Genomic DNA, 25,723 nt, shown 5'->3' on the forward strand with positions numbered 1-25,723 from the left:
GGCTGGCGCCTGGTTCGGCGCGGATTGAGGTTTCCATTCGCTGCGGATTGTTCCAGTCGCATATGTCACTGGTATAAAAAATCCTCAGGAGCTTTGGTCAGCAATCCGTCAAGTGCGGGCATTAGGCTGAAGTCCATTTCCCCCGACGACGCTCATCACCATGACCAGACAGGTGCCCCGGCAACGCGGTTTTACCCTGATCGAAGTGTTGGTGGCGCTACTGATCGTGGCGGTGGCGATGTCGGCGGCGGTACGCGCCAGTGGGCAAATGAGCCAGAGCAACGCGCTTCTGCGCGAGCGCTCGGTGGCACTGTTGGCGGCGCAGAACAGCCTGGCCGAACTGCGTCTGCGCGGAGTGAAAAACAAGGACAGCGCCATGCAGCGCTGTGATCAAGGACGCTTGAAACTCAGTTGTGAACAGCGGGTAACCCGCAGCGGCGATCTGCTGAGGGTGCAGGTCCTGGTGCATGATCGCGAACAACACGGGCCACCGCTGGCGCGCCTGGAAACGTTGTTCAGCCGTCCCATCGCCAAACCATGAATCAACGCAGCGACGGCAGCGCCACCGGCGCCGGCAGGCGGGCTATCGGCAAACGCGATTCAGTGCCGGCGCGGTCGATGACCACGGCGTCGCCTTCGATACCGCGCAAGCGCACGCCCTCGCCCAACTGCTCCCCCGCCAGGAAGGCCCGGGGCGGCCCGTCATCGATACTGAGGACCGCTACCGCGCCATTCGGGCCGGCTAGCAGGCCGCTGAGCTTGATCTCCAGGGTATGCGCCGAACTGGCAAACCACTGGGCCGCCTCCTGGCCGGTGGCGGCCAGCGGTGGCAAGGCTTCGCTGCTGGCCTGGGCTTGCACGGGCGCCGAATCGTTGAGCAAAAAACCCCATATGACGAGCCCCGCCACGCTGGCAAGCACGGCGGCAGCCTGTACCAGGGTGGCCGGGTTCAACCGATGGAAATGGCGCATGAGCGGATCCTCCGTGAATTCCAGTGAATCAGGCTACCCGTGCTTTCTCACGTTTTTATTGCAAATCCACCCCAGATACAGGCGCAGCGCCATGAATAATTGGCGACACCGGCAACAAGGCTTCACGCTGATCGAACTGATGGTGGTGTTGGTGATCATCGGCATTGCCAGCGCCGCCATCAGCTTGAACATCCACGCCGACCCTGCGCGCGGCCTGCGTGAAGACGCCAAGCGCTTGGCGTTGCTGCTGGAGACCGCCCAGGCCGAAGCGCGCAGCGACGGCCGGCCCATCACTTGGGTCGCCGACAACCAGGGCTACCGTTTCGTGCGGCGGGATGTCGTCGACGCGCGGGATCGGGAGTTCATCAACGACCCGCAACTACGGCCCAGACGCTGGGATTCGGCGCCAGTGGAGGTGCGGATACGCCAGGGCAAAACGCTGGTGCTCGATGCCGAATGGATTGGCGCCCCCCTGCAAGTCACCCTGTCCAGCAACCAGGCCAGCGTATCGGTGACGCGCACCGCGACTGGCCGCATCGAGGTGCATTGATGGACCGGCAAAGAGGCTTCACGCTGATTGAGGTGATGGTAGCCATTATGCTGATGACGATCGTCAGCCTGATCGCCTGGCGCGGGCTCGACGGCGTGACTCGCGCCGACGCTCACTTGCAGGACAGCGTCGAGCAACACGCGCAACTGATGCGTGCGCTCAACCAGTTGCAGCGAGACTTTGCCCTGCGCGCCACCACTGAGTTGGCCGAGCCAAAAGCCCCTGACGACCCGTCTGTCGCCAGCCTCCCGGCGCCTGCGGCGATCAGCATCCGCAGCAGCGACAGCAACCCGTTGCAATTGGAACTGATACGCGCCACGGCGGCGCAGGACGGCAGCGTGCAGCGCGTGAAATGGTGGATCGACAACGGCACGTTGTTTCGCGCCGCAGGTGCCGGCCGGTCGCGCTACCCATTACCTGCGCCCAAGGAAGGCGTGGCGGTGCTCAGTGAACTGGAGCGCGTCGATGTGCGGGTCTGGCGCGCGGATCGTGGCTGGAGCCATCTGACCGGCAGCAAGGAGGAAAACCCGGCTGGCCTGGAGTTCAGCTTCAGCCGTCGCACGGCGCAAGGCACCGAGCAGTACCGCCAGGTGTTGGCGCCGCTTGAATGATATCGCATGGGCGGTTTTAGCTGACCAGCACGATGCCGCCCGGTAGCTCGGTGATCGAGGCGCCATAGGCATCGCGAATCAGCACGGCGACATTTTCCAATTGCGCCAAGCTGAAGCGCGCCTGCACCTTGCGCTGCCCCAGTTGCGCGTTCATCAGCACAATCATCCCAGGGCGGTAGCGGTTGATTTCATCAATCACGCTCGCCAGCGGTGCGTCGTTGAACACCAGCATCTGCTCACGCCAGGCCATCACTTGCTGTGTGTCGAAGGCGCTGGGTTGGCCTTGTCGCTGCGCGGTATAGGTCAATTGCAGGCCTTGCACCAGGCTTACGCGACGTCCTTGATGCTGGACTTGCACGCTGCCTTCCAGGCACGTTACGCACACGCTGCCATCGATGGCCCGTACATTGAACCGCGCGCCATCGGCCAGCAGCTCGGCATTGCCGGCCAATACGCGCAAAGGCGTACGGGCCTGGACCTCCACTTCGCCGCTCAGCACTTCGATGGCGGCATCGCCAGCGGCCACGGTGCGCTGGCTGATACGCGTCTGGGTATTGAGTTCAAGCACTACGCCCTGGACCAGGTCGACACGCCGTTGTTCACCCACATTGGTATGAAAATCAGCCCCCATGGACCAGCCATCCAACAGCGCCGGACGCGCTACCAATACCGCCACTGACGCGGCAATCGCCCCGCCGAGAAACGCTCGCCGGCCGAAACGTCGGGGGTGATCGATGACCTTAGCCGCCTGTACGCCTTGGAGCATTTGCTCGGCAGGCGCCATGGCTTGCCACAACTGCCGGGCCTGGGCAAATGCCCGGGCATGTTCCGAGCTCTGTGCGCTCCACCGGCGAAAGGCCTCGGCATCGGCTTGGGTGGCGTGCCCGGACGTCAGGCGCACCAGCCAATGGAAGGCTTCGTCCCGGAGCTGGCTAACCGTGGCAGTGGCCGATTCAGATGCGCTTATGGACATGTTTTTCAAACGTGCAATGACTCGAGAAAGTACGCGCGACACGCGCTTCATGACCTAAGACTGTTTTCCCGCACCGGGACCGAACCGCTGGATCACTTTTCTTTCCAGGCGATCCGCACAATATTCCAGCGCAGCCTTGAGTTCCTTCTCGACCATCCGGGTGGAAATGCCAAAACGCAGGGCGATCGCCTGATGCGGCGTTTGCTCCATGCGCGATGCCATCAATATTTGCCGACGCCTGGAGGAAAGCTCGGTCAGCGCCTGCATCAGCGCGCGAATTTCAATCTGACCGCCCACGATCACCGCCGGGTCCTGATGCTCGTCGACCGTTTGCATCAGCTCTTCGATTTCGATACCGGTGAGCAGTCGCGCATCCTGTGCACGACGGTCAGCGGCGATGTTCAGGGCCATGCGAAACAGGTAGGCGCCGGGTTTCTGCACATCCACCGGCTGTTCCATGCGGTCTACCCGCAGATAGGTTTCATGCAATACGTCGTTGGCCAGGTCATCGGAGCCCAGACGCCGGCGCAGGCGCGCGCGAAACACATCATAGGAAGCCAGGAACACCTTGAGCATGGCGCTCTGCTCCTTTTCCGTCATGGCTTTACCGCTCCTTCCTATGGGTTGCATTCCATGCCTGCGACAGCGGCGTCCGGCATCACCAGCACAGTCACCGGCTGCGGCAACGACGACGGCGGTATCTGGCCGATATTCAATCGACCCAACGCCTCGATTATCGCCGCATCACGCTGGTCATTACCGGTGGAAGCCAGCAAGCGACTGTGCTGCACCTCGCCCAACGCGCCCACCCACACCTGCAACGCTGCGCGATAACGGCCCGGGCGAGTCACCACGGAGCGACATAGCGCCTGCTCCAGCGCAGACTGCAAGGCGTTGGCAAAACTGTTCTCGCGTAACCTGGGATTGCCGTGGCGTGGCGACGTACCTGCACGGCTGGCGACCTCGGCTCGTTTGACGGTAAATGCATCCGCGCCGGTGTACAGCGCCATCAGCCCACTTCCGGCCAATAACTGCTCCAGCGCCTGACGCGCATGCAAGCGCCCATTCACCGCCGTCGATCGCCGTCCGTGCGTCAGCTGGCGATCAACCAGAATCGCCATTGCGCTGGTTCTGCTGTAAAGGTCCAGGGCGGCACTCAGCTCCTGAGCGGGGATTGCAAATTCGACCAAGCGATCCGCTCGGTGGCCAGCCTCACGAGACGCAGGCGTGGCTGACCACGCATCCCTTTGCGGCATCAGTGCATGGAGCAAAAAAAACAGTACCGTGGGCGCGAGGCAGCACCTGCTCAGCGCTTCTCTTGACATAGACGGCTTCCGGCCCGAACGGCGTGTCGACGCCCTGCGTTGGCGCATCATGAGAGCTGTACATGTCGTTTGTGTGACGGTCGCCGCAAAAAAAACATCGCCATACGCTGCGCGATTTCGAGGTAGATTGGATTCTTATGCCGCCGCGAGGAACCTCGTCATGGACTGTCGCGTATTCACGCCACTGTTTCTTATCCTTCCCTTGTGGGTGCAAGCCGCCGAGCCAGTGAATGAGGGATGCATCAATGTCGAGGTGAACGGCTACAAGGCGCTGTCCTATGAATGCCTGAGCGAGCAGATGGCTAACCCGAAGGGCACTGCGGCAGCTCGCAAGAACCAGGAAGCGATGAACGTGCCGATCGACCAGCGCGCGCCGAATAAGCTGGGCTTGTACAACCAGTCCGCTACGCGAATTCGCATGGGCAACACCTTTGGCAATTCCGCCTTGCCGCAACGCCCGCCGCAGTAGCGTAATGCTGTTCACTTAAACCGTGGCGAGGGAGCTTGCTCCCGCTCGGCTGCGCAGCAGTCGCAAAACCTGCAAACGCGATCCGTCTGGAGGACCGCATTGGCCGTTTGGGGCTGCTTCACAGCCCAGCGGGAGCAAGCTCCCTCGCCACAGGTTTGTTGAACCTCTTAAATCAACAGCATTACGCCGCAGTAGCGAGCACATCGCCCATTAGGCGACACTGGCGGTGAGGCACTTGATCCAGCAGGCCCAGTCGCACTGGCGACTCGGTCGGCTGCAGGCCAATGTCTACGCGACCAACATAGGCTCGGTAAAAGTACTTCAGCGCTGTGGTTTTCTGCTGGAGCGTTCCAACCGGGACGAAACCGGGCATGACAATTGGTACGGTCTTTCAATCTAGCTTCAGGGGCCAGTTTATCGAGACCCAAACGGATAATGCTCGATACGACAGGGATAGTCGTTGCCATCGCCTTTGCAAATACCATCCAGATAGCGGTATTTGATCCGGACCGTCTGGCCTTTTGCGGGCCATTGCCGGCGCGGCAGCGTGGCTTGGTAGTCGGCGGTTTCCGGGACGAAACTGAGCACCGCGCCCTCCGTCGGACATTCCACGCTGGGTGAAATCGGACGCGCTTTCAGCACCTGGACCTTAAGCTCTGGCGTGGGTCGTTTCACCACTTCGGTAACCTTCAGCTCAATTTCACAGATCTGCCACGTCGAGGCCTGCACCGGCGTGCAAAGGGCCGCAAGCGTCAAGACGAATGGCACGGCGCGCGCTGGGAGCATATTCATTTCGGTCCTTGTGATGTGCGGCGACTTTGCGTTCGCCATCCTCTCACATCCGGCACGTACGGTTCCCGTCTACAAAAAAAGCCCCGCGACCGAATGCGGTGCGGGGCAAGGGGATTGGTTGGTTGCGGCCAACCAAAGGAGCACGGTAAAAAGCGTTTACGACTTGGTCAGATGCATTCCTGTGCAGCGCGCTCGAAACTCGAAGGCACGAGATTGGAGGCCAGCAGATGGCGCTCGTAGATGAACACCTTGCCGCCGCTGCCGGCCTTGTAGGCTTCCAGGACATTGTCTGCCAGCACCTTGCTCGGCACGACGATGCGATAGCTGCGCTGGGTCTGCGAGACCAACGGGCTCAACGCGCTGTCTTGCAGCTTCGGCACGACGCATTCGGCGTATTCAGCCGGCGTCTTGCTGGTCTGCAGGGTCAGGGTCGGATCGTTCGGCGCCGAGGCACACCCCGCCAGCAGCAACGGGGAGAACGCCAGGGCAAGCAAAGACAAAGGGCGCATGGGTCGGATCCTGAAAATAAAAATACGGGGTGGCGTGTTTGATGGCGCTGATTTTCCAATGAAAGCCTGCAAAGCAGAACTTGCATTTGGTAATGGTCACTATTACTCCCAGCAATAGTTGCAAGCCGGGTAAGGATGACCAGAGCCATCTGCAGCCCTGAGTCATTTCCTCAATCAGCCTGACGCACCTGATACTCCCGAGGCGTGCAGCCGAATTCGCGGCGGAACACGGTGTGCAGGTACTGCGCCGATTTGAAACCACAATTCTGGGCGATGTCGGCAATCGGCGAGTCGGTGTTTTCCAACCCCTTGGCGGCGGCGGCCAGTTTGAAACGAAGGATTTCGTCGTGGACGCTGCAGCCCCGCTCCTTGCGAAAGTGCGATTCCAACGATGACCGCGACACCCCTACGTAAGCCGCCACCTGGGCGGTCTTGATGCCCTGGCAGGCGTATTGGCGGATGAAGAGCAGTGCCTGCATGACATAGGGGTTGCCCAATGGTTGGTGCAGGCTCGATACCTGCACATTGATCGCATCAGGCGGGATTAGAACCTGCGTGCTCGAGGACGGCATGCCATGCAGCATTTGGTGAAGCAACCGCGCGGCGGTCCGGCCCATGGTTTCGGTGCCCTGCACCACCGAACTCAGCGGCACCCGGGTCAGGCTGCGGGTCAACGGGTCGTTGTCGATGCCGATCAGGGCGACTTCTTCCGGCACGGCAATCCCGGCGGTCAGGCAGGCTTGCAACAACTGCCGGGCCCGGGCGTCGCTGACGGCGATGATGCCGATGGGCTTGGGCAGGCTTTGCAGCCAGGCAATCTGCTGCTCGACGGCGCTGTCCCAGAGTGGCGCGCTAGTGCCCATGCCGCGATAGACCTCAGCGTGCAGGCCATCGCGCTGGACCAATTGGCGAAAGGCTTTCTCCCGCTCCTGGGCCCAGCGATTGGCTTGTGCTTCGGGCAGGCTGAAGCAGGCGAAACGCGTCAACCCGGCCTCGATCAGATGCTCATAGGCCAATTTGATCAGCGCATGATTATCCGTGGCGACATAAGGAATACCCTTGGGGTAGGCGCGCTCATCCCGATACGAGCCGCCCACCGCCACCACGGGCAACTTGATCCCGGACAGCGCCTCGCCAATCAGTGGGTCGTCAAAGTCCGCAATGATCCCATCGCCCTGCCAGCGTTCGATCCCTTTCAAGCGACACAGGAAGTCTTCCTCGAGGAACAGATCCCAGGACGCGCGCGTGCTGCTCAGGTAGTTGCCGATGCCGCTGATAATGCCGCGATCATAGATCTTGCTGCCATTGAACAGCAGGGCAATGCGGTGAACGGGCGGGACGGTTTTCATGGTGTGTTCCCTATGCCGATCGACACAGACTAGGCGCGCAGGCGTTGATTCTCAATACTCAAAATCGAACTGTCTGTTGGTGATTTTCATAATCTGCACCGACAGGGGCGGCGTTAGTATCGGGACACCGCCAAGAATAAAAAGGAAACCGTCCCATGCCGTACTTCCCCGATGTCGAGACGATTCGCTATGAGGGCCCGGGCAGCGACTCCCCGCTTGCCTTCCGCCATTACGATGCCGACAAACTGGTGCTCGGCAAGCCCATGCGCGAGCATCTGCGCATGGCCGTCTGCTACTGGCATACGTTTGTCTGGCCGGGGTCCGATGTGTTCGGTGCCGGCACCTTCAAGCGCCCGTGGCAACATGCCGGGGATCCGATGGAGCTGGCGATCGGCAAGGCCGAAGCGGCGTTCGAGTTTTTCTCCAAACTGGGCATCGACTATTACTGCTTCCATGACACCGATGTCGCGCCGGAAGGCCAGTCGCTGAAGGAATACCGCAACCACTTCGCGCAAATGGTCGACCACTTGGAGCGTCATCAGGAACAGAGCGGAATCAAACTGCTCTGGGGCACCGCCAATTGCTTCAGCAATCCACGCTTCGCCGCTGGCGCCGCCAGCAATCCGAACCCGGAAGTATTTGCCTGCGCCGCTGCCCAGGTGTTCAGCGCCATGAACGCCACCCAGCGCCTCAAAGGCTCGAACTACGTGCTGTGGGGCGGCCGTGAAGGTTACGAAACCCTGCTCAATACCGATTTGAAACGCGAGCGCGAACAGCTGGGCCGTTTCATGCGCATGGTGGTCGATCACAAGCACAAGATCGGCTTCAAGGGTGACCTGCTGATCGAGCCCAAGCCCCAGGAACCGACGAAGCATCAATACGATTACGACAGCGCAACGGTGTTCGGCTTCTTGCAACAGTTCGGCCTGGAAAACGAGATCAAGGTCAACATCGAGGCCAACCACGCCACGCTCGCCGGGCACAGTTTCCATCATGAAATCGCCACGGCGGTCTCGCTGGGGATCTTCGGCAGCATCGACGCCAACCGTGGCGATCCGCAGAACGGTTGGGACACTGACCAGTTCCCCAACAGCGTCGAGGAAATGACCTTGGCCACCTATGAAATCCTCAAGGCCGGGGGCTTCGGCAACGGAGGATTCAATTTCGATTCCAAGGTCCGCCGGCAAAGCGTGGACGACATCGACCTGTTCCACGGTCATGTCGCGGCGATGGACGTGCTGGCGCTTTCCCTCGAGCGCGCAGCGGCGATGGTGCAGAACGACCAGTTGCAGGCATTCAAGGACCAGCGCTACGCCGGCTGGCAGCAGCCATTCGGCAAGGCCGTTCTGGCGGGCGACTTCAGCCTCGAATCGCTGGCTGAGCACGCCTTTACCAACGACCTGGATCCGCAAGCCGTCAGCGGTCGGCAGGAGATGCTCGAAAACGTCGTCAACCGGTTCATCTACCCCTGAGGGCTGTGGCGAGGGGATTTATCCCCGCTGGCCGCGAAGCGGCCCCTGCGGAGGAACGACCTTGCCAAAGCGGTTGTTACATTCGCGCGACAAATCTGTGCCCGCAACGCCGTGCAACTCTCTACAGTTCTACCGGCATCACGTTCATCGTCAGGCAGTGTCTTTCAAAAAACAATAAAAGGACGCACCACCATGAAAAGCTTCAAACGTACTCTGCTCGCCGGCGCATTGGCCCTGCTATCGCTCCCGGTCATGGCCGACGCCGCCCACCCGAAAATCGGTTTCTCCATCGATGACCTGCGCCTGGAACGCTGGTCGCGAGACCGTGACTACTTCGTCGCGGCGGCGGAAAAACTCGACGCTAAAGTCTTCGTGCAGTCGGCGGACGCCAACGAGCAAAAGCAGATTTCCCAGATCGAAAACCTGATTTCCCGCGGCGTCGACGTGATCGTCATCGTGCCGTTCAACGCCACCGTGCTGACCAACGCCGTCGCCGAAGCCAAGAAGGCCGGGATCAAGGTCGTGTCCTATGACCGACTGATCCTCAATGCCGATATCGACGCCTACATTTCCTTCGATAACGAAAAGGTTGGCGAGATGCAGGCCAGCGGTGTGCTGAAAGCAGCGCCCAAGGGCAACTATTTCCTGCTCGGTGGCGCCCCTACGGACAACAACGCCAAGATCCTCCGTGAAGGCCAGATGAAGGTCCTGCAACCGGCCATCGACAAGGGCGACATCAAGATTGTCGGCCAGCAATGGGTGAAGGAATGGAACCCCACCGAAGCCCTGAGCATCGTTGAAAACGCCCTGACCCGGAACAACAACAAGATCGATGGCATCGTCGCCTCCAACGACGCCACCGCCGGCGGCGCCATCCAGGCCCTGGCCGCGCAGAAGTTGGCCGGCAAGGTGCCCATCTCTGGCCAGGACGCCGACCTGGCGGCGGTCAAGCGCGTCATCGATGGCACGCAGACCATGACTGTCTACAAACCGCTGAAATTGATCGCCTCCGAAGCGGCCAAGCTCTCGGTTCAACTGGCGCGCAACGAAAAACCCACCTACAGCTCGCAGTACGACAATGGCAACAAAAAAGTCGACACCATCCTGCTCACGCCCACCGCGCTGACCAAGGACAACATCGACCTGCTGGAAAAGGACGGGTTCTATACCAAGGCACAGATCGCCGGACAATGACCTGAGCGCACTCCCCGCGGGATCCTTATCCGTCCCGCGGGGTTGTCGTTGATGTGTGAGCCCTTTTCTACGAGCCCTCGCCATGTCCGAATATCTGTTGCAAATGAACGGCATCGTCAAGACTTTCGACGGTGTCAAAGCCCTCAATGGCATCGACATCAAGGTCAAGCCAGGTGAATGCGTCGGCCTCTGCGGCGAGAACGGTGCGGGCAAATCCACCCTGATGAAAGTCCTGTCGGCGGTCTATCCCTACGGCACCTGGCAAGGTGAGATCCTCTGGGACGGCCAGCCGCTCAAAGCCCAATCGATCAGCGACACCGAAGCCGCCGGGATCGTCATCATCCATCAGGAACTGACCCTGGTTCCCGACCTGTCGGTGGCCGAAAACATCTTCATGGGTCACGAGTTGACGCTGCCCGGCGGGCGCATGAATTACCCGGCGATGATCCACCGCGCCGAAGCCCTGATGCGCGAACTCAAAGTGCCTGACATGAACGTCTCGCTGCCGGTTTCGCAGTACGGCGGTGGCTACCAGCAACTGGTGGAAATCGCCAAGGCGCTGAACAAACAGGCGCGCCTGCTGATTCTCGATGAGCCCTCCTCGGCCCTGACCCGCTCGGAAATCGACGTGCTGCTGGACATCATCCGCGACCTCAAGGCCAAGGGAGTTGCCTGCGTCTATATCTCTCACAAGCTCGATGAAGTGGCCGCCGTGTGCGACACCATTTCAGTGATTCGCGATGGCAAACACATCGCTACCACCGCCATGGCTGACATGGACATCCCGAAGATCATCACCCAGATGGTCGGGCGGGAAATGAGCAACCTCTACCCCACCGAACCCCATGAAGTGGGCGAGGTGATTTTCGAAGCGCGCCACATCACCTGCTACGACGTCGACAATCCCAGGCGCAAACGCGTCGACGATATTTCGTTCGTGCTCAAGCGCGGGGAGATCCTCGGCATCGCCGGGCTGGTGGGCGCCGGCCGCACGGAACTGGTGTCGGCGCTGTTCGGCGCCTATCCCGGTCGTCATGAAGGCGAAGTCTGGCTGGACGGCCAGCGCATCGACACCGGCACGCCACTCAAGTCCATCCGCGCCGGCCTGTGCATGGTCCCCGAAGACCGCAAGCGCCAAGGCATCATTCCGGACCTGGGTGTCGGCCAGAACATCACCCTGGCCGTGCTGGACAACTACTCGAAACTGACCCGCATCGACGCCGAGGCCGAGCTGGGCAGCATCGACCGGGAAATCTCGCGCATGCACCTGAAGACCGCGACCCCGTTCCTGCCGATCACCAGTCTTTCCGGGGGCAACCAGCAAAAAGCCGTGCTGGCGAAGATGCTCCTGACCAAGCCCAGGGTGTTGATTCTCGACGAGCCGACCCGCGGCGTGGATGTCGGTGCCAAGTACGAAATCTACAAGCTGATGGGCGCGTTGGCGGCCGAAGGTGTGTCAATCATCATGGTGTCCTCGGAACTGGCCGAAGTGCTGGGGGTTTCCGATCGCGTGCTGGTGATCGGCGAAGGCCAGCTGCGCGGCGATTTCATCAACCAGCAATTGACCCAGGAACAGGTGCTCGCTGCCGCGCTCAGCCATCCCGAAGATCCTCACAACAATGATCGGAAGTCCGCGTAGATGAACCAGGTCAAACAACTGTTCACCCGCTACAAAATGCTTGCCCTGGTGATTGCCGTGGCGATTATCTGGCTGTTCTTCAGTTGGCAAACCGACGGTGGATTCCTGACCCCGCGCAACCTCTCCAACCTGCTGCGGCAGATGTCGATCACCGGCATCCTGGCCTGCGGCATGGTGCTGGTGATCATCAGCGGCGAGATCGATCTTTCGGTGGGCTCCTTGCTGGGCCTGTTGGGCGGGCTGGCAGCGATTCTTGACGTGGTCTACCACATTCCGCTGCTGGCGAACCTCAGCGTGGTCGCCCTGTGCGGACTGGTCATTGGCCTCGCCAACGGCTACATGACCGCCTACCTGCGCATCCCCTCCTTCATCGTGGGTCTGGGCGGCATGCTGGCGTTTCGCGGCATTCTGCTGGGCATCACCGGTGGCACCACCATCGCCCCGGTGTCGCCGGAGCTGGTTTATGTCGGCCAGGGTTATTTACCCCACGCGGTCGGCACGGGACTTGGCGTGCTGTTGTTCGCCCTGACCCTGTTTCTGACCTGGAAGCAGCGGCGCAATCGTGCCCTTCACGGCCTCGCGGCGCATTCTCTGGCGCGGGACGTGGTGCGAGTGGTGTTGATTGGCGCGGTGCTGGCCGGGTTCGTCTACACGCTCAACAGCTATGACGGGATTCCGGTTCCGGTGTTGCTGCTGCTGGTCCTGCTCGGCGTGTTCAGCTACGTGACCAGCCAGACCGTCTTCGGCCGTCGCGTCTATTCGGTGGGCAGCAACATGGAGGCCACGCGCCTGTCGGGCATCAACGTGCAGGCGGTGAAGCTGTGGATCTTCGGCATCATGGGCGTGATGTGCGCCCTCGCCGGCATGGTCAACACGGCGCGCCTGGCCGCCGGCTCACCGTCGGCCGGCAACATGGGCGAACTGGACGCCATCGCCGCCTGCTTCATCGGCGGCACCTCCATGCGCGGCGGTTCCGGTACGGTCTACGGCGCGCTGCTCGGTGCTTTGGTCATCACCAGCCTGGACAACGGCATGTCGATGCTCGACGTCGACAGCTACTGGCAGATGATCGTCAAAGGCAGCATCCTGGTCCTGGCCGTGTGGGTGGACGTCAGCACCCGCACCGGCAGGCGCTGATCACTCACCTCGGGGCGGCCTGCCCGCCGCCCCTGCCGGATGATTGATCACGACTCGTGTGCAACGCCTTCACTTTAGTGCTCTTGATGCCTGCTTGACGGTGAATATGCTGTTGGCAGGCAAGCCCCGCCAAGACAAGAAGCGCTCGAATGAACAGCCCGAGAACCCTCTATCAGAAACACATCGACAGCCATACCGTCTGCCCGCTGGACGACCAGGGTCATGTGCTGCTCTACATCGACCGTCAAGTCGCGAACGAGTACACCAGCCCGCAAGCCTTCAGCGGCCTGCGCGAAACCCGCCGCAGCGTCTGGCGGCCGAGCGCAACCCTTGCGGTGGTCGACCACGTCAACCCGACGACGCCCCAGCGCATCGCAACCATGCCGGACGCCGGCGGTGCCCGGCAGGTGTCGTACTTTGCCGAAAATTGTCGCGACTTCGGCATTGAGCTGTTCGATGTACTCGACAAACGCCAAGGCATCGAGCACGTCGTGGCCCCTGAACAAGGCTTTATCCTGCCGGGCATGGTCGTCGCCGCCGGCGATAGCCATACCACCACCTACGGCGCATTGGGAGCGTTTGGTTTTGGCATCGGCACCTCCGAAATAGAACACCTTCTGGCAACGCAGACACTGGTCTACAAGCGCTTGAAAACCCTGCGCGTCATAGTGAATGGCGAGCTCGGGGCGGGAGTCACCGCCAAGGACATCATCATGGCTTTGATTGAACAGATCGGCGCCTCCGGTGCCACCGGATATGCCATCGAATTCGCGGGCCCGGCCATTACCGCCCTGAGCGTCGAAGCCAGGATGACCATTTGCAACATGGCCGTTGAGGCCGGAGCCCGAGGCGCCTTCATGGCGCCGGATGACAAAGTCTTCGCCTACCTGCAAGCCAAGCCCCGGGCTCCCCGGAGCGAATTGTGGGAGCGGGCAGTGGCCAAGTGGCGAGCATTGCACAGCGATGAAGGCGCGGTGTTCGATCGGGAAGTGACACTCGATGTCAATGCGCTGGAACCCATGGTGACTTGGGGCACCAGCCCCGACCAGGCGTCGCCGATAGGCGCTCGCGTGCCGGACCCATCGGCGCAGCCCGACCCAATCCTGCGCCAGGGCCTGCAAAGGGCGCTGGACTACATGGGCTTGACGCCAGGGATGCTGCTCAATGAGGTGGTCATCAGCCATGCGTTCATCGGCTCCTGCACCAATGCGCGTATCGAAGACTTGCGCGACGCGGCACGTGTCGTACGCGGCAAGCGCGTGGCGGCCCATGTGCGCGCGATGATCGTGCCCGGCTCCACCGCCGTGCGTGACCAGGCCGAAGAAGAAGGACTGGCCGGGATCTTCCGCGACGCCGGTTTCGAATGGCGCCAGTCGGGCTGCTCGATGTGCCTGGCGATGAACGACGACGTACTCGCACCAGGGGATCGCTGCGCATCCAGCACCAATCGCAACTTTGAAGGACGCCAGGGCGCAGGCGCGCGCACCCACCTGATGAGCCCGGCCATGGTCGCTGCCGCGGCGATAACCGGCCATCTGACTGACGTTCGTTCACTGCTCGCGGAGGCTTGAAGCATGCAACCTTTTGACACCGTCGCTGGCATCGCCGCCCCACTGCTGGCGGCCAACATCGACACTGACGTGATCATGCCCAAGCAGTTTCTCAAGGGCATCGACCGCCAAGGGCTGGACCGTGGCCTTTTTTTCGACTTGAGATGGCTGGAGCCAGGCGTGCCCAATCCTGATTTCGTCCTCAATAGACCCGGCTGGCGCGGGGCAACGTTCCTGGTGGTGGGCGACAATTTTGGCTGCGGCTCGAGCCGGGAACATGCTGTGTGGGGGTTGAAGCAGGTGGGCATTCGGGCGCTGATCGGGACGAGCTTCGCGGGGATCTTCTACGACAATTGCCAGCGAAACGGGGTACTGCTGATTGAGCTTCCCGAGACCCGGTGGAAGAAGGTCGCGGGCGTTATCAGCCAGGCCGAAACGGCGCACATCAACGTCAATTTGACTGGGCAGTGCATTGAACTAGCGGACGGTACCGTCGTTGCGTTCGAGATCGACGGACTGCGTAAGCAATCGCTACTGCTCGGGTTGGATGCCATTGGTGCCACGCTTCAACGCGCGGAACAGATCCGCCGCTTTGAGAGTAAGCACTTGGCGCAAAACCCCTGGTTGTGATGATTCTGTTGCCGGTCCCGCAATAACCCGAAAAAAAGGCGAAAAAAAACGGCGCCCTCCCTTTCAGGAGAGGCGCCGTTCCTCAAATCAACAGCTCACACCGAAGCAGACGCTCCAGCAATATCAGTCGTCGCGACCCATCAGGCCAAACAGCTGCAACAAGCTGACAAACAGGTTGTAGATCGACACATACAGGCTGACGGTCGCCATGATGTAGTTGCGCTCGCCGCCGTGGATGATGGCGCTGGTCTGGTACAGGATGCAGACCGACGAGAACAGCACGAAGCCGGCGCTGATTGCCAGTTGGAGGCCGCTGATCTGGAAGAAGAAGCTAGCCACTACCGCGCCCAGCAACACGAAGAAACCGGCGGTGATGAAACCGCTCAGGAAACTCATGTCCTTGCGGGAGATCAGCACGTAGGCCGACAGGCCGCCGAATACCAGGGCTGTCATCGCGAAAGCCGAGCTGACCACTTCAGCGCCGCCCTGCATGCCCAGGTAACGGTTGAGGATCGGGCCGAGCAAAAAGCCCATGAAACCGGTCAGGGCAAACGCCGAAACCAGGCCCCAGGCCGAATCGCGGAGCTTGTTGGTAAGGAAGAACAGGCCGTAGAAACCGATCAGCACGACGAAGATATTCGGGTAACCGACACGCATCTGTTGTGCGACGAAGGCCATCACACCGCTGAAAGCGAGCGTGAGTGCCAGCAGGCCATAAGTGTTGCGCAGGACGCGGCTAACCTCTAGCTGCTCAGCCTGCACGCTGTTGTTCACTGCGTAATCCTGTTCGCGCATGGCGACACTCCTCCGGTTTTGAAACATTCAGTGGCATGGATCATAACAGACGCTCTGTAACAAGCTACGTAGAGAGTTTGACAGTGTGTTTCATTCGGGTATTATGGCGCCCGCAACGCAATACGGAGGTGTGGCCGAGTGGTTTAAGGCAACGGTCTTGAAAACCGTCGACTGTAACAGGTCCATGAGTTCGAATCCCATCGCCTCCGCCATCTTCTAACGTTAGAGCCCTGAATTTTCAGGGCTTTTTCGTGTCTGGCGTTTGAAAAAACAGTGACGGTCTTCACAAAGGAAACAGTGCATGCCATCTCCAACCCCACTCAAGGAAAGTAAAGTGAACAGCAAAACCATCGGTTCGATCGCCGCTGCAATTCTCGGCGTGGTCCTGTTATGCGTGTTCTATGGCAGTTGGTACACCGTTGATGAGACCGAGCGCGGCGTGCTCTTGCGCAACGGAGCCCTGGTCGGCGTGGTTGAACCGGGTTTGTCGTTCAAGATGCCGTTTATCGAGTCGGTCCGCTTGATCAGCACGCAAAGCCAGGTCACCTCCTACAATGACCTGCAGGCGTACAGCAAGGACCAGCAATCCGCCGAACTCAAGGTGTCGGTGTCCTGGCACATCGCGCCTTCCGATGTGGCCAAGGTCTATACCCAGTTCAAGGACCTCGAAGGCATTCGGGACCGGATGATCAGCCGACAAGTGCCGACCCAGGTCGAGAACGTGTTTGGCAAGTTCAACGCTGTCGCCGCAGTGCAGAACCGCGTTCAGTTGGTCAACGATATTTCGGCGGCAATCAAGGCGACGATTACCGGGCCGGTGATCATCGACAGCGTCCAGGTCGAGAACATCGATTTCAGCGATGCCTACGAAAAAGCCATCGAAGCGCGCATGGCGGCGGAAGTCCAGGTCAAGACCCGTGAGCAACAGCTCGCCACCGAGCAGGTCCAGGCGCAGATTCGCGTGACCCAGGCCCAGGCGGAAGCCGATTCGCAGGTTGCCCAGGCCAAGGCAGATGCCCTCGCCACTGAACTGCGCGGCAAGGCTGAAGCCGAGGCCATCAAGGCGCGCGCCCAGGCGCTGGCCAGTAACCAGAACCTGGTTGAACTGACCAAGGCCGAGCGCTGGAACGGCCAGTTGCCCACGACCATGCTGCCAAACACCGCACTGCCCTTCATCGATCTGAAGTAAGTCCTGCCCGCGCGGTCAATTCTGGCCGCGCTTCCCCTACATCGCACCACCGAGGAAACGCAGCCCCGTCTCGTTGACGCTACACTTCGGTCACTGACGCACCCGTTATTCCACCGTTAGCAGGGAGCTCGACGTGTACCCAGGCAAAAGCATACCGACGCTACTCCTCCGCTATATCCCCTGCGCAACCTATCGCCCTGATCATTTCCATTCATTGCAGAACCCTGCACGTGCTTCGACCTCCATCATGAACTGGAGAAACGCGTGACCATTCTCTTCAGAAAATACAAATGGCCCGCCTTGTTGGCCGCGGCGCTGATTGTTTTCTCGGCGCTGATTTTCTTTTTAATAAAGTCCTACACCTACGACACATCGACTTACTTCGAGTCGCGCGACTTCATTCGCCAACTCAAACAAGCCGACGCGAACTGGAACGTAAAAATCCTTCGGAAAAAAATAGGCGTCAACAACAACCTTTCGCTCACCCCGCCGCCCGAAGCGCAAAGCCGATGGGAGCAATTGGAGCGACTGAACCACTCCGGTCCGCTGGCAACGCTGTGGGCATCAAGGCGCCAGGGCTATGTGGATGCGGTCAAGAACAAGAGCCTGTTGGTGGCGCAATTCGAGCAACACAATGCCAACTTGCGCACGTCATTGGACGCACTACCGACGGTTGAGGATCAAATACAAACCTTGCTGCAGGAGATGAAAGCCGACGGGGAGATTGCCCGCCTGACGGCAGCCTCCAATGTCCTCGACCTGGCGTTGACCACTTTGGAATACGCACTTTACGTCACCTCGGACAAAGCGGTGGAAGTACAGGAGCAGTTAAATGAACTCGACCAACACATTGATTCGTTGCCCGCCTCCTCTCGCCCGACCTTTATTGCCCTGATACAGCACGTCAAGACCATCATTCAAGAGCAGCCGTTGGTCAACGACCTGCTGGATCGCATCAGCGTCATACCAGTAGCCCAGGAACTGGACAGCATCAACGAGCTGTTGAACGAAACGCAACGCCGAACGGCCGCGACAGACCGCCAGTACCATATGTACCTGGCCGTCTGCGCCAGCCTGATGGCGCTGTTGATGATTTACCTTGCCGTGCGGCTGGTGCGCAGCTATTCGGTGATCAATCAGATCAACCATGAGCTGCAGGCTTCCAACGACAATCTGGAAGAGCGCGTACAAGAGCGTACGCAGGCGTTGAAAGAGGCCGAGCGCGAGTTGGTGGATGCTGCACGCATGGCGGGCATGGCCGAGATCGCGACGAACGTCTTGCACAACGTCGGCAACGTGCTCAACAGCGTGAATATTTCAGCGGAGCTGGTGAGCCGAAAGTTGAAGAACAGCAAGACGCAGGGATTGGGCAGAGCGGTCAGGATGATGAACGAACATACCCAGGATCTGGGCCAGTTCATCACCGAGGACGAAAAAGGCAAGCTGTTGCCCCGCTACTTCAATGAACTGGCCGACGCCGTTGCCGCCGAACAGGCGCTGCTCATTGAAGAGCTGGCGCAACTGACCAGAAGCATCGATCACATCAAGGAAATCGTCACGACCCAGCAAACCTACGCCGGGGCCGCCAGGCTGATCGAGCCACTGAGTATCACCGATCTGTTCGAAGATGCATTGCGCATGAATTCGGGCGCGCTGAGCCGGCACCATGTCACGGTGATCAAGGATTACCAGGACACACCGGTGATTCTGGGCGACAAGCACCGGTTGTTGCTGATCCTGATCAACTTGATCAGCAACGCCAAGTTCGCCATGTCCCATATCGAACCGCCTCGGGAAATGATCTTGGGCATTCGGATCGTCGAGCCGGCAACCTTATGTATAACCGTCAAGGATCGTGGCGAAGGCATCGCGCCTGAGAACTTGGCCAGGATCTTCAATCATGGGTTCACCACCCGCCAGAATGGCCACGGATTCGGCTTGCACAGTTGCGCTTTAGCGGCGGTCGAAATGAATGGCCGCCTTCATGTCCACAGTGACGGGCCTGGGCAAGGCGCGGTGTTCACCCTGGAAATCCCGCTGGACCTGGCGGTTTCCTGATTCGATAGGCAGCGCGGCGGGTTTGACTGCCCGCCGCGCTTCTCGGCTACCGAGTGTTGCCTGGCTGCACGCTACGGCGCCTCCTGGCCGGTAACGCCGCAGCATAGGCCAGCGCTTCCTCGCGCGAAGCGAAGGAGCCTAACCGGTCGGCCTGGGTACAAACCCGCCACGGGCCGCTGTTTACGCTGAGCACGTCATAACCATTGATGTGCATTTTCGTCAGCATCGCAGTACTCATGATCGTCACCTCCTGAAAAAACCGGTCTACGGCGTCTACCTTACTCCCGGTTTTCGGCCCGGTGCCTACCGAACGTCGCGCCATGTCCAGCGAGCAATCCCATCAATGGGCGTCCGAATCCCACAGCCAATCCCACAAACCAGGCAGGTGCACGGGCTGGGAGGTACTCTGGACCGTGCGCGCCATCGCAGCGCGCTCAAGGGCCTGGCTGTCGTCATAAAAAGGCTTGGCAGCCGTCTTCAGGCCGGTGTCTCGTGCACTGTCGAGCAGAATCTGCAGGTACTCACGGGCGTGGCGAGCGGTATAGCGATTGAGGTCATGGAAGGTCACCACGACCGGTATCACCCCGTCCACGGCTGGCAGTTGCCCGGCAGCGATGCGCTCACGCGCTTCGGAGAGTTGGCGTGTCAGGTTCATCCGGCGTCGCGGACTCAGGGTGATGCCCCAGACTTTTCCATCGTTGGCACTCAAGTCCGTCAGCAATACGTGCATGCCGTGCCGCTGATAGGCGGCGAAGGTGCGCCTGTCATAACTCCAGAACGGTGGCCTTACCAGGCTGGGCGGCGCGCCGGTCACTGCGCCAATATCGTTTGTGCCGTTGACGAGCGACTGCTCCAGTTCGTCAGGATTCAGGAACCGATGATTGGTGTGCCAATGGGTCGCGGTATGAAAGCCCAGCAGGTGCCCTTCCAAGTGCTCACGACGCATGACTGAACGGCCGACGTCGCTGCCGCCGGCTCGCGGCGCACGCGTCTGGACAAAAAATATAGCCTTGATCCCTGGCTGCACCGGGTTATGCGCAAGGGCGTCCAACACATCCAGGCTAGGATTCCAGAACGACGATGCGCTGGGACCATCGTCAAAGGTCAGCAGGAAACGGATCGGAGGTTGAGCGCGCAAGCGTTGCTCGGTGTTCGGGGTCAGTTCGATGGGTGATCCAATGCAACCCGACAAACCGCTGGCGATGAATATCATGACCAGCGCCCCGACGATATTTTTCATGTTTTGCCTTTATTCAGTGCCGCAATGCGTCGCCTTCGATCCCTGGCACCCTGTTTTGAAGCTCATCTTGGAGAAGGTTAACCGGGTTTGGTTCCACACCGTGAGCACTGCCGTTGCAGGCGATGCCGGGTAAACTGGCCAAAGGCCTGCGCAGTGGGTTTTCGACCGTCTGGAAATCCGATGGAATTTTCCGAACGCCTCCGTATCCATCCGTATAGGATCAATTAGGGAGGATTTATGGGCGGTCCATCGCTTTACATCATCGACTACATGCTCCATGGCGAGCCCAAGTCTTTCATCATTCGCGCAGACTTGATGAATAACTCCGAAGCTTGGCATTGGGCCAGTTGCGACGCGGGTGTTGGGCGCATACCCAAATTCGGCAGGGAAAAGGTCAAGCGGGTATCAAAACCCATGGCGGAAAAATACGGTATTACCGATGTGCGCTGGCGAGCTTCCGTCGCGCCTTCGTGGATAAAGGAGTCCGGCTGAAACGGATATGACAGATCCTGGCGCGCCGACTGTCCAGTCGCGCGCCGGATGTTCCACAGACCAGAAATAACTCAACTACGCTTTATTGCAGCATTACCCGTCATTACCGATGGGTTTTGTGCTGCCTGATCCTCAACCTTGAATGGAGGTGTGACATGTCCGAAAAAGAGTCCATCACCACCCTGCTCACTTTGCTGGAATCGCGCCAGGCTCGGCTGACCGCAGCCTGCAAGGAAATCGCTGACTGGGTCGACCACCAGGGTGGCCACCCCGCCGCTGTCCGTATCCGCGATCGCCTCAACGACATCGAGAAAGACGCCCCTTCGATCCAGAGCGCATTGTCCTCGTTGAAGCCCACGGAGCCACCGCTACCCAAGTTTCGGTAGCGCCAGGCTGCGTTGATGATTGTTGCCTGACAGATTCACCCTACGGTCTACCGGTTGAAAAACCGATGGAACAAGGACCGTTCTTTGCGCCTCGATATTGATAGGTATGGCTGCAAAGAAACGTCGAAAGGGAGAATCCTCATGAATGCCAAAGTCCTGCTGCTGGTCGCCTGCGCAGTCCCCTCCACCGTCATGGCCCAGGGATGTGACGTCACTTCTCGGTCCCAGAGCCAAGCGGTAGCCGAAATCGAAACGCGCAGTTGTTATGAATATAAAGGCGTGCCCTCCGAGGCCATCGGCTGGTCGTGCAGCAATGAAAGCAAGGGAACCTTGAGCACCGAGAAGAAACCGGTCGAGCGCTGCGCCGAGGGCTATGTGGCGACCTGCCAGGCCCGGCTCACCCAGGAAGCCCTGGCCAATCCCCATTCAACCAGCAAGGACCGCAGCGGTGGCTCTGCCAACCTTCCGGACAATGCGCAAGTCATTTGGTACTACTACGGCGCGCAACAGCTTCAGCAAGCGCAAAAGGACTGCGAAACCACCGGCGGCCAGTGGAAAAACCGCTGACCGGGTGGCTCGCATAGGCTGCGTCAGCCCTTGCTGTGCTCGGGCGATGAAGGCGGGTTCTTCATGCCTCGCGGCCCCGCCACGCCCCAGACAATCAAGCCCAGCACAGGCAGGATGATCAACAGCAACGCCCAGCCTGCCTTGGTACCGGCCGATTTATCGCTCCGGAAGACACTGACAATCGCCCACAAATCCACGAGCAACAGCAGCACCGCAACGGCGATCCAGAAATAACTGGCTAATTCAGACATGGCCTAATCCTCTTGTCAGTCTATGGATTAGGCATGGCCACCGAGGGTCCGTTCAAAGAATCTGCTTAACCGGTGGCGTGACAGCCGTGCAGCTACTCGCGTTCGTTCAGATAGGCGACCCATTGCTCATAGGCCTCATGTTGACGCCGGACGGCCTCTTCCCAGGCATTCCCGGACATTTGATGGATACAGATCAGCGCCATCATTTCTGATGTTGCGGTATCGAGCTCGACTAAAAGCTCGTGGGATTTGATCTTGAAGTCTTCAACGGTGGTCATTTTGCTCGTTCCCCCATTTACCGGGACCGGTTTCGTCCACCCACCATTGATGCGTTTTTTCCCAGCTGATTCATTTTTGGCGATGACCGGTCGCTAAAGCGTACCGCTGGGGAAATGAATGCAGCCTTTGCCGTTGGCACGCGGTCCCACAGGTATCAGCAAAATAATACATTTTGAACACACCGACCGCGCAAGGCTCAAATATTGCAGTTATATTGCAATTTAATGACAGTCGGTGAGTGGGCAAGGCTATGAAAATTCGAGCGACCGTCATCTGCGAAGAAGACCGGCATATCCTGCTGGTGCGAAAACCCAAGAGCCGCTGGGCCCTGCCGGGTGGCACTGTCGAGCGCGGCGAAAGCCATGCTGACGCAGCACTGAGAGAGCTGGCGGAGGAAACCGGACTGAGCGCCGAAAACCTCCTCTACCTGATGCGGCTCAACGACGGCGGTACCGAACATCACGTGTTCGAAGCTTCGGTCAACGACTCGAAGGCGGCCCGGCCGCAGAACGAAATCTGCGACTGCCTCTGGCATCCGCTGGATGCCATTGCCCAGTTGCAGATGAAAAAGGGCACGCGGGAGATACTGGAGGCGTTTCGGCGCAGATTGTGATCGGAGGCTGGAGGCTTTAAGCGGAGCAAATAAAAAGGGTTGCGTGAGGAATATCATGCAACCCTTTGTTTTGTATGGTGCCCGAAGCCGGAATCGAACCGGCACGCCCTTACGAGCGGGGGATTTTAAGTCCCGAGGGGAAATCAATCAGGCCGCACGCTGCGATAGCTTTTTTGGTCCGCAATCGCGCCTAAACACCTGCCATCTAGCCCAATGTTTCCGCATACCTTGAAATGATTGCGGCCCAGGAATTGCCGTCTTTCCGATCAGATAACGCCGCCATCCGCGTGACGCCCTCCTCCCGCTTCATGCCGATTCGGCATAACTCCAACCCCCGCCTCCGACTGCTACGCTGATTCCATTGCCCAAGGAATCGTCCCATGCCCAACTCAGACCTTCTCCCCTCCCTGCTTTACAAGATCAACGAGAACCAGCTCGCGCTTGAAGCGGCCATCATGGAGCTCTCCAACTGGGTCGAAGCTCGCGGCTCGGGCGACGTTGCCGATAATGTGCGGGGCGCTCTGGACACGATCGATAAGAACGAAGAGTTCATAAAGCTGACGCTCGCTGTGCTGATGGCGCCCGAGTGAAATAGCGCTGCTCGTCGCCTCACCCTCGCAGGAATCATCGCCGCTCGATTACTGTATATCCAAACAGTACAAGCAAGGCATGGTCATGGACCCGTATGAGATTGAAGACACCAGCGACTGGCTGGGCACCCCAACACCCCTGGAAATGTACAAGCACTCCTGTCTTATGCTTGAGAACGAGGTGCTGGAACTGACCACCCAGCTGCGCAAGGCGCGCCAGGACATTTTCGGATTGATCGAAATGCACGCCGCCGAAGCCAAGGAATGCGCGAGACTTCGGGCCGAGCTGAAGGAGGCAAAGGAGAAATGGAATTCAGAGCACATTCGGTATGTCCATCTAATGAACAAGTCGAAGGGCGATCACATGGCCAGAAACTCACTCGTAGCTGAGCTGTACCAGCGCCTCAAGGTTTATGAGGGGGATAGCCTTCCTGAGAGCATGCTCGCCAGTAACCCGCCAGGTGAATGAGGGGCAGACGTCATGTGCGGACGAATCTCGCAATACACCGGCATCCACGACTTCGTGGCTGTGTTGAGCATGCCCAACGCCATGGTCAGCACCGTAGGCGACCAGCCCCTGGAGCGCTACAACGGCGCGCCGTCGCAACAGCTGGCCCTATTGCACCAGGAGGACGACGTTCTGCATGCTGATCTGGTGCGCTGGGGCTGGCGGCCACACTGGGCCAAGGACCGAGCGGCACCTATCAATGCCCGGGTCGAGAAAGTGGCCCACGGCCCGTTCTACCGCTCGATCTGGCCGAACCGGGCCATCACGCCGATCAACAACTGGTTTGAGTGGGTCGATGAGGGTGGACCCAAGAAGCAGCCCTACCTGATCCGCCGACGGGACCAGGCGCCAGTCCTGTGCGCCTCGATAGGCCGGTTCCCCACCGGCGGGCGTGAACCGGGCGAGCACGACGGCTTCGTAATCATCACCGCCGACAGCGCGGGCGGCATGGTCGACATCCACGACCGCCGCCCCGTGGTGCTGACGCCAGAGCTTGCCCGGGAATGGCTGGATCCGGCCACGCCAAAGGAACGCGCCGAGCAAATAGCTCTGCACCAGGGCGAACCGGCTGAGGCTTTCGAGTGGTTCAGAGTTGATACAGCCGTAGGCAATGTAAAGAATCAACAGCGCGGGCTCATTCTACCGGTTAGTCAGCAACAGACCTGACATACGCCTGGCACGCCCGCAACGCGATCAACCCTCGGTCGCCGGCGTCGGTGATGGCGATAATTCTCTGAGCATGCGCTGGGTCAAGTTGGGCTCTTGCTCTTCCATGAACCACGCCGCCGGCGCTGGCGGTTGCAGGCACTGCGTTGCAACTGGCTGGATCCTCGGCGAGGAGGACTGACAGCCGGACATCAGTAGTGGCAAGGCGATCGCGCAGGCGAGCTTGATTGGTTTGAGCATCGCTCAGTTCCTTGTGGTGGGTTTGTTCGCTGGCTGACAGCTGCTGCTCCAGCGCCAGGCGCTTGCCCTGCTCTGCCTGGCCCTGGGCGGCGGCCGCGCTGCTGATTTTGTTCAGGTCGGACTGGTGCAGGACGGCCTGCTCCGCCAGTCGACCGCTATACCGCCAGTCCTGGACCTTCCATGTCGCGCTGATCGCCAGGGTCAAAGCCACGGCCATGCCGGCGATCAAAAGCTTCAGCGTGACGGGAGTCATGGCACGTCCTTGAAGAAGATGTGGTGCCCGAGGCGGAAAGTCTGGGTGGCGTCCTTGGCCCAGGCCGGCGGCTTCGGCATGGTGGTCGCGTAGTAGTGGGTCGCGCCATTGGTGATGTCAGGCTCGGCGCCGGAGATAACCAGATCCGCCGCCCGCTGCGCCTGGGCGAACTGCGTCGGCGGAATCTCCTTGGCGCCGCTCAGGTACGGATAGTTCGGGTCGTTCTTGTTCCAGCAACTGAACTGGTACGGCTTCAGGCACACACCGGCATAGCCCTCGCCCCACCACGACCGGTCCTTGCCGTCGTTCACGCGGTTGCGGATCACGCAGGCCACGGCCACCTGGCCGGCGAAACTCTCCCCCCGGGCCTCCCCCCACAGCGTTAGTGCGAGGATGTCGCGGTCCTTCTCGGTCGGTGTCATAAC

At 60.0% G+C, this 25,723-nt stretch carries 34 protein-coding genes and 2 tRNA genes; 21 read left to right on the top strand and 15 right to left on the bottom strand.

The window, feature by feature from the left end; all coding sequences use genetic code 11:
- Positions 1–160: 160 nt before the first annotated feature.
- The gene (gspI, locus tag HU742_RS13855) at positions 161–541 is read left to right on the top strand and encodes a type II secretion system minor pseudopilin GspI (protein WP_186610012.1); all 381 of its coding nucleotides are present in this window, start codon (positions 161–163) and stop codon (positions 539–541) included.
- A 1-nt stretch (position 542) separates the two neighbouring features.
- Here gspI and HU742_RS13860 read toward each other — a convergent pair whose 3' ends face one another.
- The gene (locus HU742_RS13860) at positions 543–971 is read right to left on the bottom strand and encodes a type II secretion system protein N (RefSeq protein WP_186639276.1); all 429 of its coding nucleotides are present in this window, start codon (positions 969–971) and stop codon (positions 543–545) included.
- 91 nt (positions 972–1,062) lie between these two features.
- On the opposite strand from HU742_RS13860, the gene gspH reads away from it, so the two are divergent.
- Both gspH and HU742_RS13870 read left to right on the top strand, forming a co-directional pair.
- Positions 1,063–1,521 (top strand): type II secretion system minor pseudopilin GspH, encoded by a 459-nt coding sequence (gspH, locus tag HU742_RS13865; protein ID WP_186639274.1) that lies wholly within the window; start codon positions 1,063–1,065, stop codon positions 1,519–1,521.
- Entirely contained in the window at positions 1,521–2,132 is a 612-nt protein-coding gene (locus HU742_RS13870; RefSeq protein WP_186639272.1) for a PulJ/GspJ family protein, read from the top strand. The genes gspH and HU742_RS13870 overlap by 1 nt, the downstream gene beginning before the upstream one ends.
- 16 nt (positions 2,133–2,148) lie before the next feature.
- Here HU742_RS13870 and HU742_RS13875 read toward each other — a convergent pair whose 3' ends face one another.
- The 3 genes from HU742_RS13875 to HU742_RS13885 are packed head-to-tail and all read right to left on the bottom strand — an operon-like array spanning position 2,149 to position 4,226.
- On the bottom strand, positions 2,149–3,105 hold the full coding sequence (locus HU742_RS13875) for a FecR family protein (RefSeq protein WP_186639270.1): 957 nt from the start codon (positions 3,103–3,105) through the stop codon (positions 2,149–2,151).
- Positions 3,106–3,159: 54 nt separating this feature from the next.
- Complete coding sequence (locus HU742_RS13880) at positions 3,160–3,705, bottom strand: RNA polymerase sigma factor (protein ID WP_186639268.1); 546 nt, start codon at positions 3,703–3,705, stop codon at positions 3,160–3,162.
- A gap of 17 nt (positions 3,706–3,722) precedes the next feature.
- Complete coding sequence (locus HU742_RS13885; protein WP_225923574.1) at positions 3,723–4,226, bottom strand: STN domain-containing protein; 504 nt, start codon at positions 4,224–4,226, stop codon at positions 3,723–3,725.
- A 364-nt stretch (positions 4,227–4,590) separates the two neighbouring features.
- Here HU742_RS13885 and HU742_RS13890 point away from each other — a divergent pair, with 364 nt between their 5' ends.
- A complete protein-coding gene (locus HU742_RS13890) occupies positions 4,591–4,899 on the top strand; it encodes a hypothetical protein (protein ID WP_186639264.1) in 309 nt (102 codons plus the stop codon).
- A 226-nt stretch (positions 4,900–5,125) separates the two neighbouring features.
- Entirely contained in the window at positions 5,126–5,299 is a 174-nt protein-coding gene (locus HU742_RS26795; protein ID WP_437179881.1) for a GNAT family N-acetyltransferase, read from the top strand.
- Between the two features lie 14 nt (positions 5,300–5,313).
- On the opposite strand, the gene HU742_RS13895 is transcribed toward HU742_RS26795, so the two are convergent.
- The 3 genes from HU742_RS13895 to HU742_RS13905 form a co-directional block, all read right to left on the bottom strand.
- Positions 5,314–5,691 (bottom strand): hypothetical protein, encoded by a 378-nt coding sequence (locus HU742_RS13895; protein ID WP_437179882.1) that lies wholly within the window; start codon positions 5,689–5,691, stop codon positions 5,314–5,316.
- Positions 5,692–5,858: 167 nt separating this feature from the next.
- The gene (locus HU742_RS13900; RefSeq protein ID WP_186639262.1) at positions 5,859–6,200 is read right to left on the bottom strand and encodes a YajG family lipoprotein; all 342 of its coding nucleotides are present in this window, start codon (positions 6,198–6,200) and stop codon (positions 5,859–5,861) included.
- A gap of 170 nt (positions 6,201–6,370) precedes the next feature.
- Positions 6,371–7,549 (bottom strand): XylR family transcriptional regulator, encoded by a 1,179-nt coding sequence (locus HU742_RS13905; protein WP_186639260.1) that lies wholly within the window; start codon positions 7,547–7,549, stop codon positions 6,371–6,373.
- Between the two features lie 155 nt (positions 7,550–7,704).
- Between HU742_RS13905 and xylA the strand changes: the two genes are divergently transcribed.
- From xylA to leuD, 6 genes are all read left to right on the top strand, one after another.
- Positions 7,705–9,021, top strand: coding sequence for a xylose isomerase (gene xylA / locus HU742_RS13910; RefSeq protein WP_186639258.1), 1,317 nt, complete (start codon positions 7,705–7,707; stop codon positions 9,019–9,021).
- 192 nt (positions 9,022–9,213) lie between these two features.
- Positions 9,214–10,215 (top strand): D-xylose ABC transporter substrate-binding protein, encoded by a 1,002-nt coding sequence (xylF, locus tag HU742_RS13915; protein WP_186639256.1) that lies wholly within the window; start codon positions 9,214–9,216, stop codon positions 10,213–10,215.
- A gap of 82 nt (positions 10,216–10,297) precedes the next feature.
- Positions 10,298–11,854: a D-xylose ABC transporter ATP-binding protein gene (gene xylG / locus HU742_RS13920; protein ID WP_186639255.1), complete on the top strand. Its 1,557-nt coding sequence runs from the start codon at positions 10,298–10,300 to the stop codon at positions 11,852–11,854.
- Complete coding sequence (locus tag HU742_RS13925) at positions 11,855–12,991, top strand: sugar ABC transporter permease (protein WP_186642843.1); 1,137 nt, start codon at positions 11,855–11,857, stop codon at positions 12,989–12,991. It abuts the gene before it with no gap.
- A gap of 149 nt (positions 12,992–13,140) precedes the next feature.
- Entirely contained in the window at positions 13,141–14,562 is a 1,422-nt protein-coding gene (leuC, locus tag HU742_RS13930; protein ID WP_186642844.1) for a 3-isopropylmalate dehydratase large subunit, read from the top strand.
- 3 nt (positions 14,563–14,565) lie between these two features.
- Entirely contained in the window at positions 14,566–15,171 is a 606-nt protein-coding gene (gene leuD, locus HU742_RS13935; protein ID WP_186642845.1) for a 3-isopropylmalate dehydratase small subunit, read from the top strand.
- 123 nt (positions 15,172–15,294) lie between these two features.
- On the opposite strand, the gene HU742_RS13940 is transcribed toward leuD, so the two are convergent.
- A complete protein-coding gene (locus HU742_RS13940) occupies positions 15,295–15,966 on the bottom strand; it encodes a Bax inhibitor-1/YccA family protein (RefSeq protein WP_186609995.1) in 672 nt (223 codons plus the stop codon).
- Positions 15,967–16,090: 124 nt separating this feature from the next.
- Between HU742_RS13940 and HU742_RS13945 the strand changes: the two genes are divergently transcribed.
- The 3 genes from HU742_RS13945 to HU742_RS13955 all read left to right on the top strand — a co-directional run bounded on the left by HU742_RS13945 (position 16,091) and on the right by HU742_RS13955 (position 19,213).
- Positions 16,091–16,178 (top strand) — tRNA-Ser (locus HU742_RS13945).
- Positions 16,179–16,267: 89 nt separating this feature from the next.
- A complete protein-coding gene (locus HU742_RS13950) occupies positions 16,268–17,155 on the top strand; it encodes a prohibitin family protein (protein WP_189664237.1) in 888 nt (295 codons plus the stop codon).
- Between the two features lie 264 nt (positions 17,156–17,419).
- On the top strand, positions 17,420–19,213 hold the full coding sequence (locus HU742_RS13955; RefSeq protein ID WP_186642846.1) for a DAHL domain-containing sensor histidine kinase: 1,794 nt from the start codon (positions 17,420–17,422) through the stop codon (positions 19,211–19,213).
- Positions 19,214–19,259: 46 nt separating this feature from the next.
- Here the strand turns inward: HU742_RS13955 and HU742_RS13960 are convergent, their stop codons facing one another.
- Complete coding sequence (locus HU742_RS13960; protein ID WP_186609993.1) at positions 19,260–19,451, bottom strand: DUF2188 domain-containing protein; 192 nt, start codon at positions 19,449–19,451, stop codon at positions 19,260–19,262.
- A 102-nt stretch (positions 19,452–19,553) separates the two neighbouring features.
- Positions 19,554–20,453, bottom strand: a complete 900-nt coding sequence (locus tag HU742_RS13965) for a polysaccharide deacetylase family protein (protein ID WP_186642847.1) — start codon at positions 20,451–20,453, stop codon at positions 19,554–19,556.
- A 237-nt stretch (positions 20,454–20,690) separates the two neighbouring features.
- On the opposite strand from HU742_RS13965, the gene HU742_RS13970 reads away from it, so the two are divergent.
- The 3 genes from HU742_RS13970 to HU742_RS13980 all read left to right on the top strand — a co-directional run bounded on the left by HU742_RS13970 (position 20,691) and on the right by HU742_RS13980 (position 21,898).
- Positions 20,691–20,945, top strand: a complete 255-nt coding sequence (locus tag HU742_RS13970; RefSeq protein WP_186609991.1) for a DUF6555 family protein — start codon at positions 20,691–20,693, stop codon at positions 20,943–20,945.
- A gap of 155 nt (positions 20,946–21,100) precedes the next feature.
- Entirely contained in the window at positions 21,101–21,331 is a 231-nt protein-coding gene (locus HU742_RS13975) for a hypothetical protein (RefSeq protein ID WP_186639244.1), read from the top strand.
- A 141-nt stretch (positions 21,332–21,472) separates the two neighbouring features.
- Positions 21,473–21,898 (top strand): hypothetical protein, encoded by a 426-nt coding sequence (locus tag HU742_RS13980; protein ID WP_186639242.1) that lies wholly within the window; start codon positions 21,473–21,475, stop codon positions 21,896–21,898.
- Between the two features lie 23 nt (positions 21,899–21,921).
- On the opposite strand, the gene HU742_RS13985 is transcribed toward HU742_RS13980, so the two are convergent.
- Positions 21,922–22,149 carry a PLD nuclease N-terminal domain-containing protein gene (locus HU742_RS13985; RefSeq protein ID WP_186609988.1) on the bottom strand — a complete coding sequence of 76 codons (228 nt, stop codon included), beginning with the start codon at positions 22,147–22,149 and terminating at the stop codon, positions 21,922–21,924.
- A 92-nt stretch (positions 22,150–22,241) separates the two neighbouring features.
- Positions 22,242–22,427, bottom strand: coding sequence for a hypothetical protein (locus HU742_RS13990; protein ID WP_186639240.1), 186 nt, complete (start codon positions 22,425–22,427; stop codon positions 22,242–22,244).
- A gap of 251 nt (positions 22,428–22,678) precedes the next feature.
- Here HU742_RS13990 and HU742_RS13995 point away from each other — a divergent pair, with 251 nt between their 5' ends.
- A complete protein-coding gene (locus HU742_RS13995) occupies positions 22,679–23,041 on the top strand; it encodes an NUDIX hydrolase (RefSeq protein WP_186642848.1) in 363 nt (120 codons plus the stop codon).
- A gap of 75 nt (positions 23,042–23,116) precedes the next feature.
- On the opposite strand, the gene HU742_RS14000 is transcribed toward HU742_RS13995, so the two are convergent.
- Positions 23,117–23,194, bottom strand: a tRNA-OTHER gene (locus tag HU742_RS14000).
- A 227-nt stretch (positions 23,195–23,421) separates the two neighbouring features.
- On the opposite strand from HU742_RS14000, the gene HU742_RS14005 reads away from it, so the two are divergent.
- From HU742_RS14005 to HU742_RS14015, 3 genes are all read left to right on the top strand, one after another.
- Positions 23,422–23,631, top strand: coding sequence for a hypothetical protein (locus tag HU742_RS14005; protein WP_186639236.1), 210 nt, complete (start codon positions 23,422–23,424; stop codon positions 23,629–23,631).
- 85 nt (positions 23,632–23,716) lie between these two features.
- Positions 23,717–24,100: a hypothetical protein gene (locus HU742_RS14010; protein ID WP_186642849.1), complete on the top strand. Its 384-nt coding sequence runs from the start codon at positions 23,717–23,719 to the stop codon at positions 24,098–24,100.
- A 12-nt stretch (positions 24,101–24,112) separates the two neighbouring features.
- Complete coding sequence (locus tag HU742_RS14015) at positions 24,113–24,805, top strand: SOS response-associated peptidase family protein (RefSeq protein ID WP_186642850.1); 693 nt, start codon at positions 24,113–24,115, stop codon at positions 24,803–24,805.
- Here HU742_RS14015 and HU742_RS14020 read toward each other — a convergent pair.
- A complete protein-coding gene (locus HU742_RS14020) occupies positions 24,786–25,298 on the bottom strand; it encodes a lysis system i-spanin subunit Rz (RefSeq protein ID WP_186642851.1) in 513 nt (170 codons plus the stop codon). The genes HU742_RS14015 and HU742_RS14020 overlap by 20 nt on opposite strands.
- Positions 25,295–25,720, bottom strand: a complete 426-nt coding sequence (locus HU742_RS14025; RefSeq protein WP_186642852.1) for a cell wall hydrolase — start codon at positions 25,718–25,720, stop codon at positions 25,295–25,297. Before HU742_RS14025 ends, HU742_RS14020 begins: the two co-directional genes overlap by 4 nt.
- Positions 25,721–25,723: the final 3 nt, after the last annotated feature.

It is taken from the genome of Pseudomonas marvdashtae (genome assembly GCF_014268655.2).
GTDB classification, from domain to species: domain Bacteria; phylum Pseudomonadota; class Gammaproteobacteria; order Pseudomonadales; family Pseudomonadaceae; genus Aquipseudomonas; species Aquipseudomonas marvdashtae.

What these genes read in the sequence shown, in the direction of transcription:
- gspI (WP_186610012.1), top strand. Translation starts at nt 161, where the DNA reads ATGACCAGACAGGTGCCCCGGCAACGCGGTTTTACCCTGATCGAAGTG.
- HU742_RS13860 (WP_186639276.1), bottom strand. Translation starts at nt 971, where the DNA reads ATGCGCCATTTCCATCGGTTGAACCCGGCCACCCTGGTACAGGCTGCC.
- gspH (WP_186639274.1), top strand. Translation starts at nt 1,063, where the DNA reads ATGAATAATTGGCGACACCGGCAACAAGGCTTCACGCTGATCGAACTG.
- HU742_RS13870 (WP_186639272.1), top strand. Translation starts at nt 1,521, where the DNA reads ATGGACCGGCAAAGAGGCTTCACGCTGATTGAGGTGATGGTAGCCATT.
- HU742_RS13875 (WP_186639270.1), bottom strand. Translation starts at nt 3,105, where the DNA reads ATGTCCATAAGCGCATCTGAATCGGCCACTGCCACGGTTAGCCAGCTC.
- HU742_RS13880 (WP_186639268.1), bottom strand. Translation starts at nt 3,705, where the DNA reads ATGACGGAAAAGGAGCAGAGCGCCATGCTCAAGGTGTTCCTGGCTTCC.
- HU742_RS13885 (WP_225923574.1), bottom strand. Translation starts at nt 4,226, where the DNA reads ATGGCGATTCTGGTTGATCGCCAGCTGACGCACGGACGGCGATCGACG.
- HU742_RS13890 (WP_186639264.1), top strand. Translation starts at nt 4,591, where the DNA reads ATGGACTGTCGCGTATTCACGCCACTGTTTCTTATCCTTCCCTTGTGG.
- HU742_RS13895 (WP_437179882.1), bottom strand. Translation starts at nt 5,691, where the DNA reads ATGAATATGCTCCCAGCGCGCGCCGTGCCATTCGTCTTGACGCTTGCG.
- HU742_RS13900 (WP_186639262.1), bottom strand. Translation starts at nt 6,200, where the DNA reads ATGCGCCCTTTGTCTTTGCTTGCCCTGGCGTTCTCCCCGTTGCTGCTG.
- HU742_RS13905 (WP_186639260.1), bottom strand. Translation starts at nt 7,549, where the DNA reads ATGAAAACCGTCCCGCCCGTTCACCGCATTGCCCTGCTGTTCAATGGC.
- xylA (WP_186639258.1), top strand. Translation starts at nt 7,705, where the DNA reads ATGCCGTACTTCCCCGATGTCGAGACGATTCGCTATGAGGGCCCGGGC.
- xylF (WP_186639256.1), top strand. Translation starts at nt 9,214, where the DNA reads ATGAAAAGCTTCAAACGTACTCTGCTCGCCGGCGCATTGGCCCTGCTA.
- xylG (WP_186639255.1), top strand. Translation starts at nt 10,298, where the DNA reads ATGTCCGAATATCTGTTGCAAATGAACGGCATCGTCAAGACTTTCGAC.
- HU742_RS13925 (WP_186642843.1), top strand. Translation starts at nt 11,855, where the DNA reads ATGAACCAGGTCAAACAACTGTTCACCCGCTACAAAATGCTTGCCCTG.
- leuC (WP_186642844.1), top strand. Translation starts at nt 13,141, where the DNA reads ATGAACAGCCCGAGAACCCTCTATCAGAAACACATCGACAGCCATACC.
- leuD (WP_186642845.1), top strand. Translation starts at nt 14,566, where the DNA reads ATGCAACCTTTTGACACCGTCGCTGGCATCGCCGCCCCACTGCTGGCG.
- HU742_RS13940 (WP_186609995.1), bottom strand. Translation starts at nt 15,966, where the DNA reads ATGCGCGAACAGGATTACGCAGTGAACAACAGCGTGCAGGCTGAGCAG.
- HU742_RS13950 (WP_189664237.1), top strand. Translation starts at nt 16,268, where the DNA reads ATGCCATCTCCAACCCCACTCAAGGAAAGTAAAGTGAACAGCAAAACC.
- HU742_RS13960 (WP_186609993.1), bottom strand. Translation starts at nt 19,451, where the DNA reads ATGAGTACTGCGATGCTGACGAAAATGCACATCAATGGTTATGACGTG.
- HU742_RS13965 (WP_186642847.1), bottom strand. Translation starts at nt 20,453, where the DNA reads ATGAAAAATATCGTCGGGGCGCTGGTCATGATATTCATCGCCAGCGGT.
- HU742_RS13970 (WP_186609991.1), top strand. Translation starts at nt 20,691, where the DNA reads ATGGGCGGTCCATCGCTTTACATCATCGACTACATGCTCCATGGCGAG.
- HU742_RS13975 (WP_186639244.1), top strand. Translation starts at nt 21,101, where the DNA reads ATGTCCGAAAAAGAGTCCATCACCACCCTGCTCACTTTGCTGGAATCG.
- HU742_RS13980 (WP_186639242.1), top strand. Translation starts at nt 21,473, where the DNA reads ATGAATGCCAAAGTCCTGCTGCTGGTCGCCTGCGCAGTCCCCTCCACC.
- HU742_RS13985 (WP_186609988.1), bottom strand. Translation starts at nt 22,149, where the DNA reads ATGTCTGAATTAGCCAGTTATTTCTGGATCGCCGTTGCGGTGCTGCTG.
- HU742_RS13990 (WP_186639240.1), bottom strand. Translation starts at nt 22,427, where the DNA reads ATGACCACCGTTGAAGACTTCAAGATCAAATCCCACGAGCTTTTAGTC.
- HU742_RS13995 (WP_186642848.1), top strand. Translation starts at nt 22,679, where the DNA reads ATGAAAATTCGAGCGACCGTCATCTGCGAAGAAGACCGGCATATCCTG.
- HU742_RS14005 (WP_186639236.1), top strand. Translation starts at nt 23,422, where the DNA reads ATGCCCAACTCAGACCTTCTCCCCTCCCTGCTTTACAAGATCAACGAG.
- HU742_RS14010 (WP_186642849.1), top strand. Translation starts at nt 23,717, where the DNA reads ATGGACCCGTATGAGATTGAAGACACCAGCGACTGGCTGGGCACCCCA.
- HU742_RS14015 (WP_186642850.1), top strand. Translation starts at nt 24,113, where the DNA reads ATGTGCGGACGAATCTCGCAATACACCGGCATCCACGACTTCGTGGCT.
- HU742_RS14020 (WP_186642851.1), bottom strand. Translation starts at nt 25,298, where the DNA reads ATGACTCCCGTCACGCTGAAGCTTTTGATCGCCGGCATGGCCGTGGCT.
- HU742_RS14025 (WP_186642852.1), bottom strand. Translation starts at nt 25,720, where the DNA reads ATGACACCGACCGAGAAGGACCGCGACATCCTCGCACTAACGCTGTGG.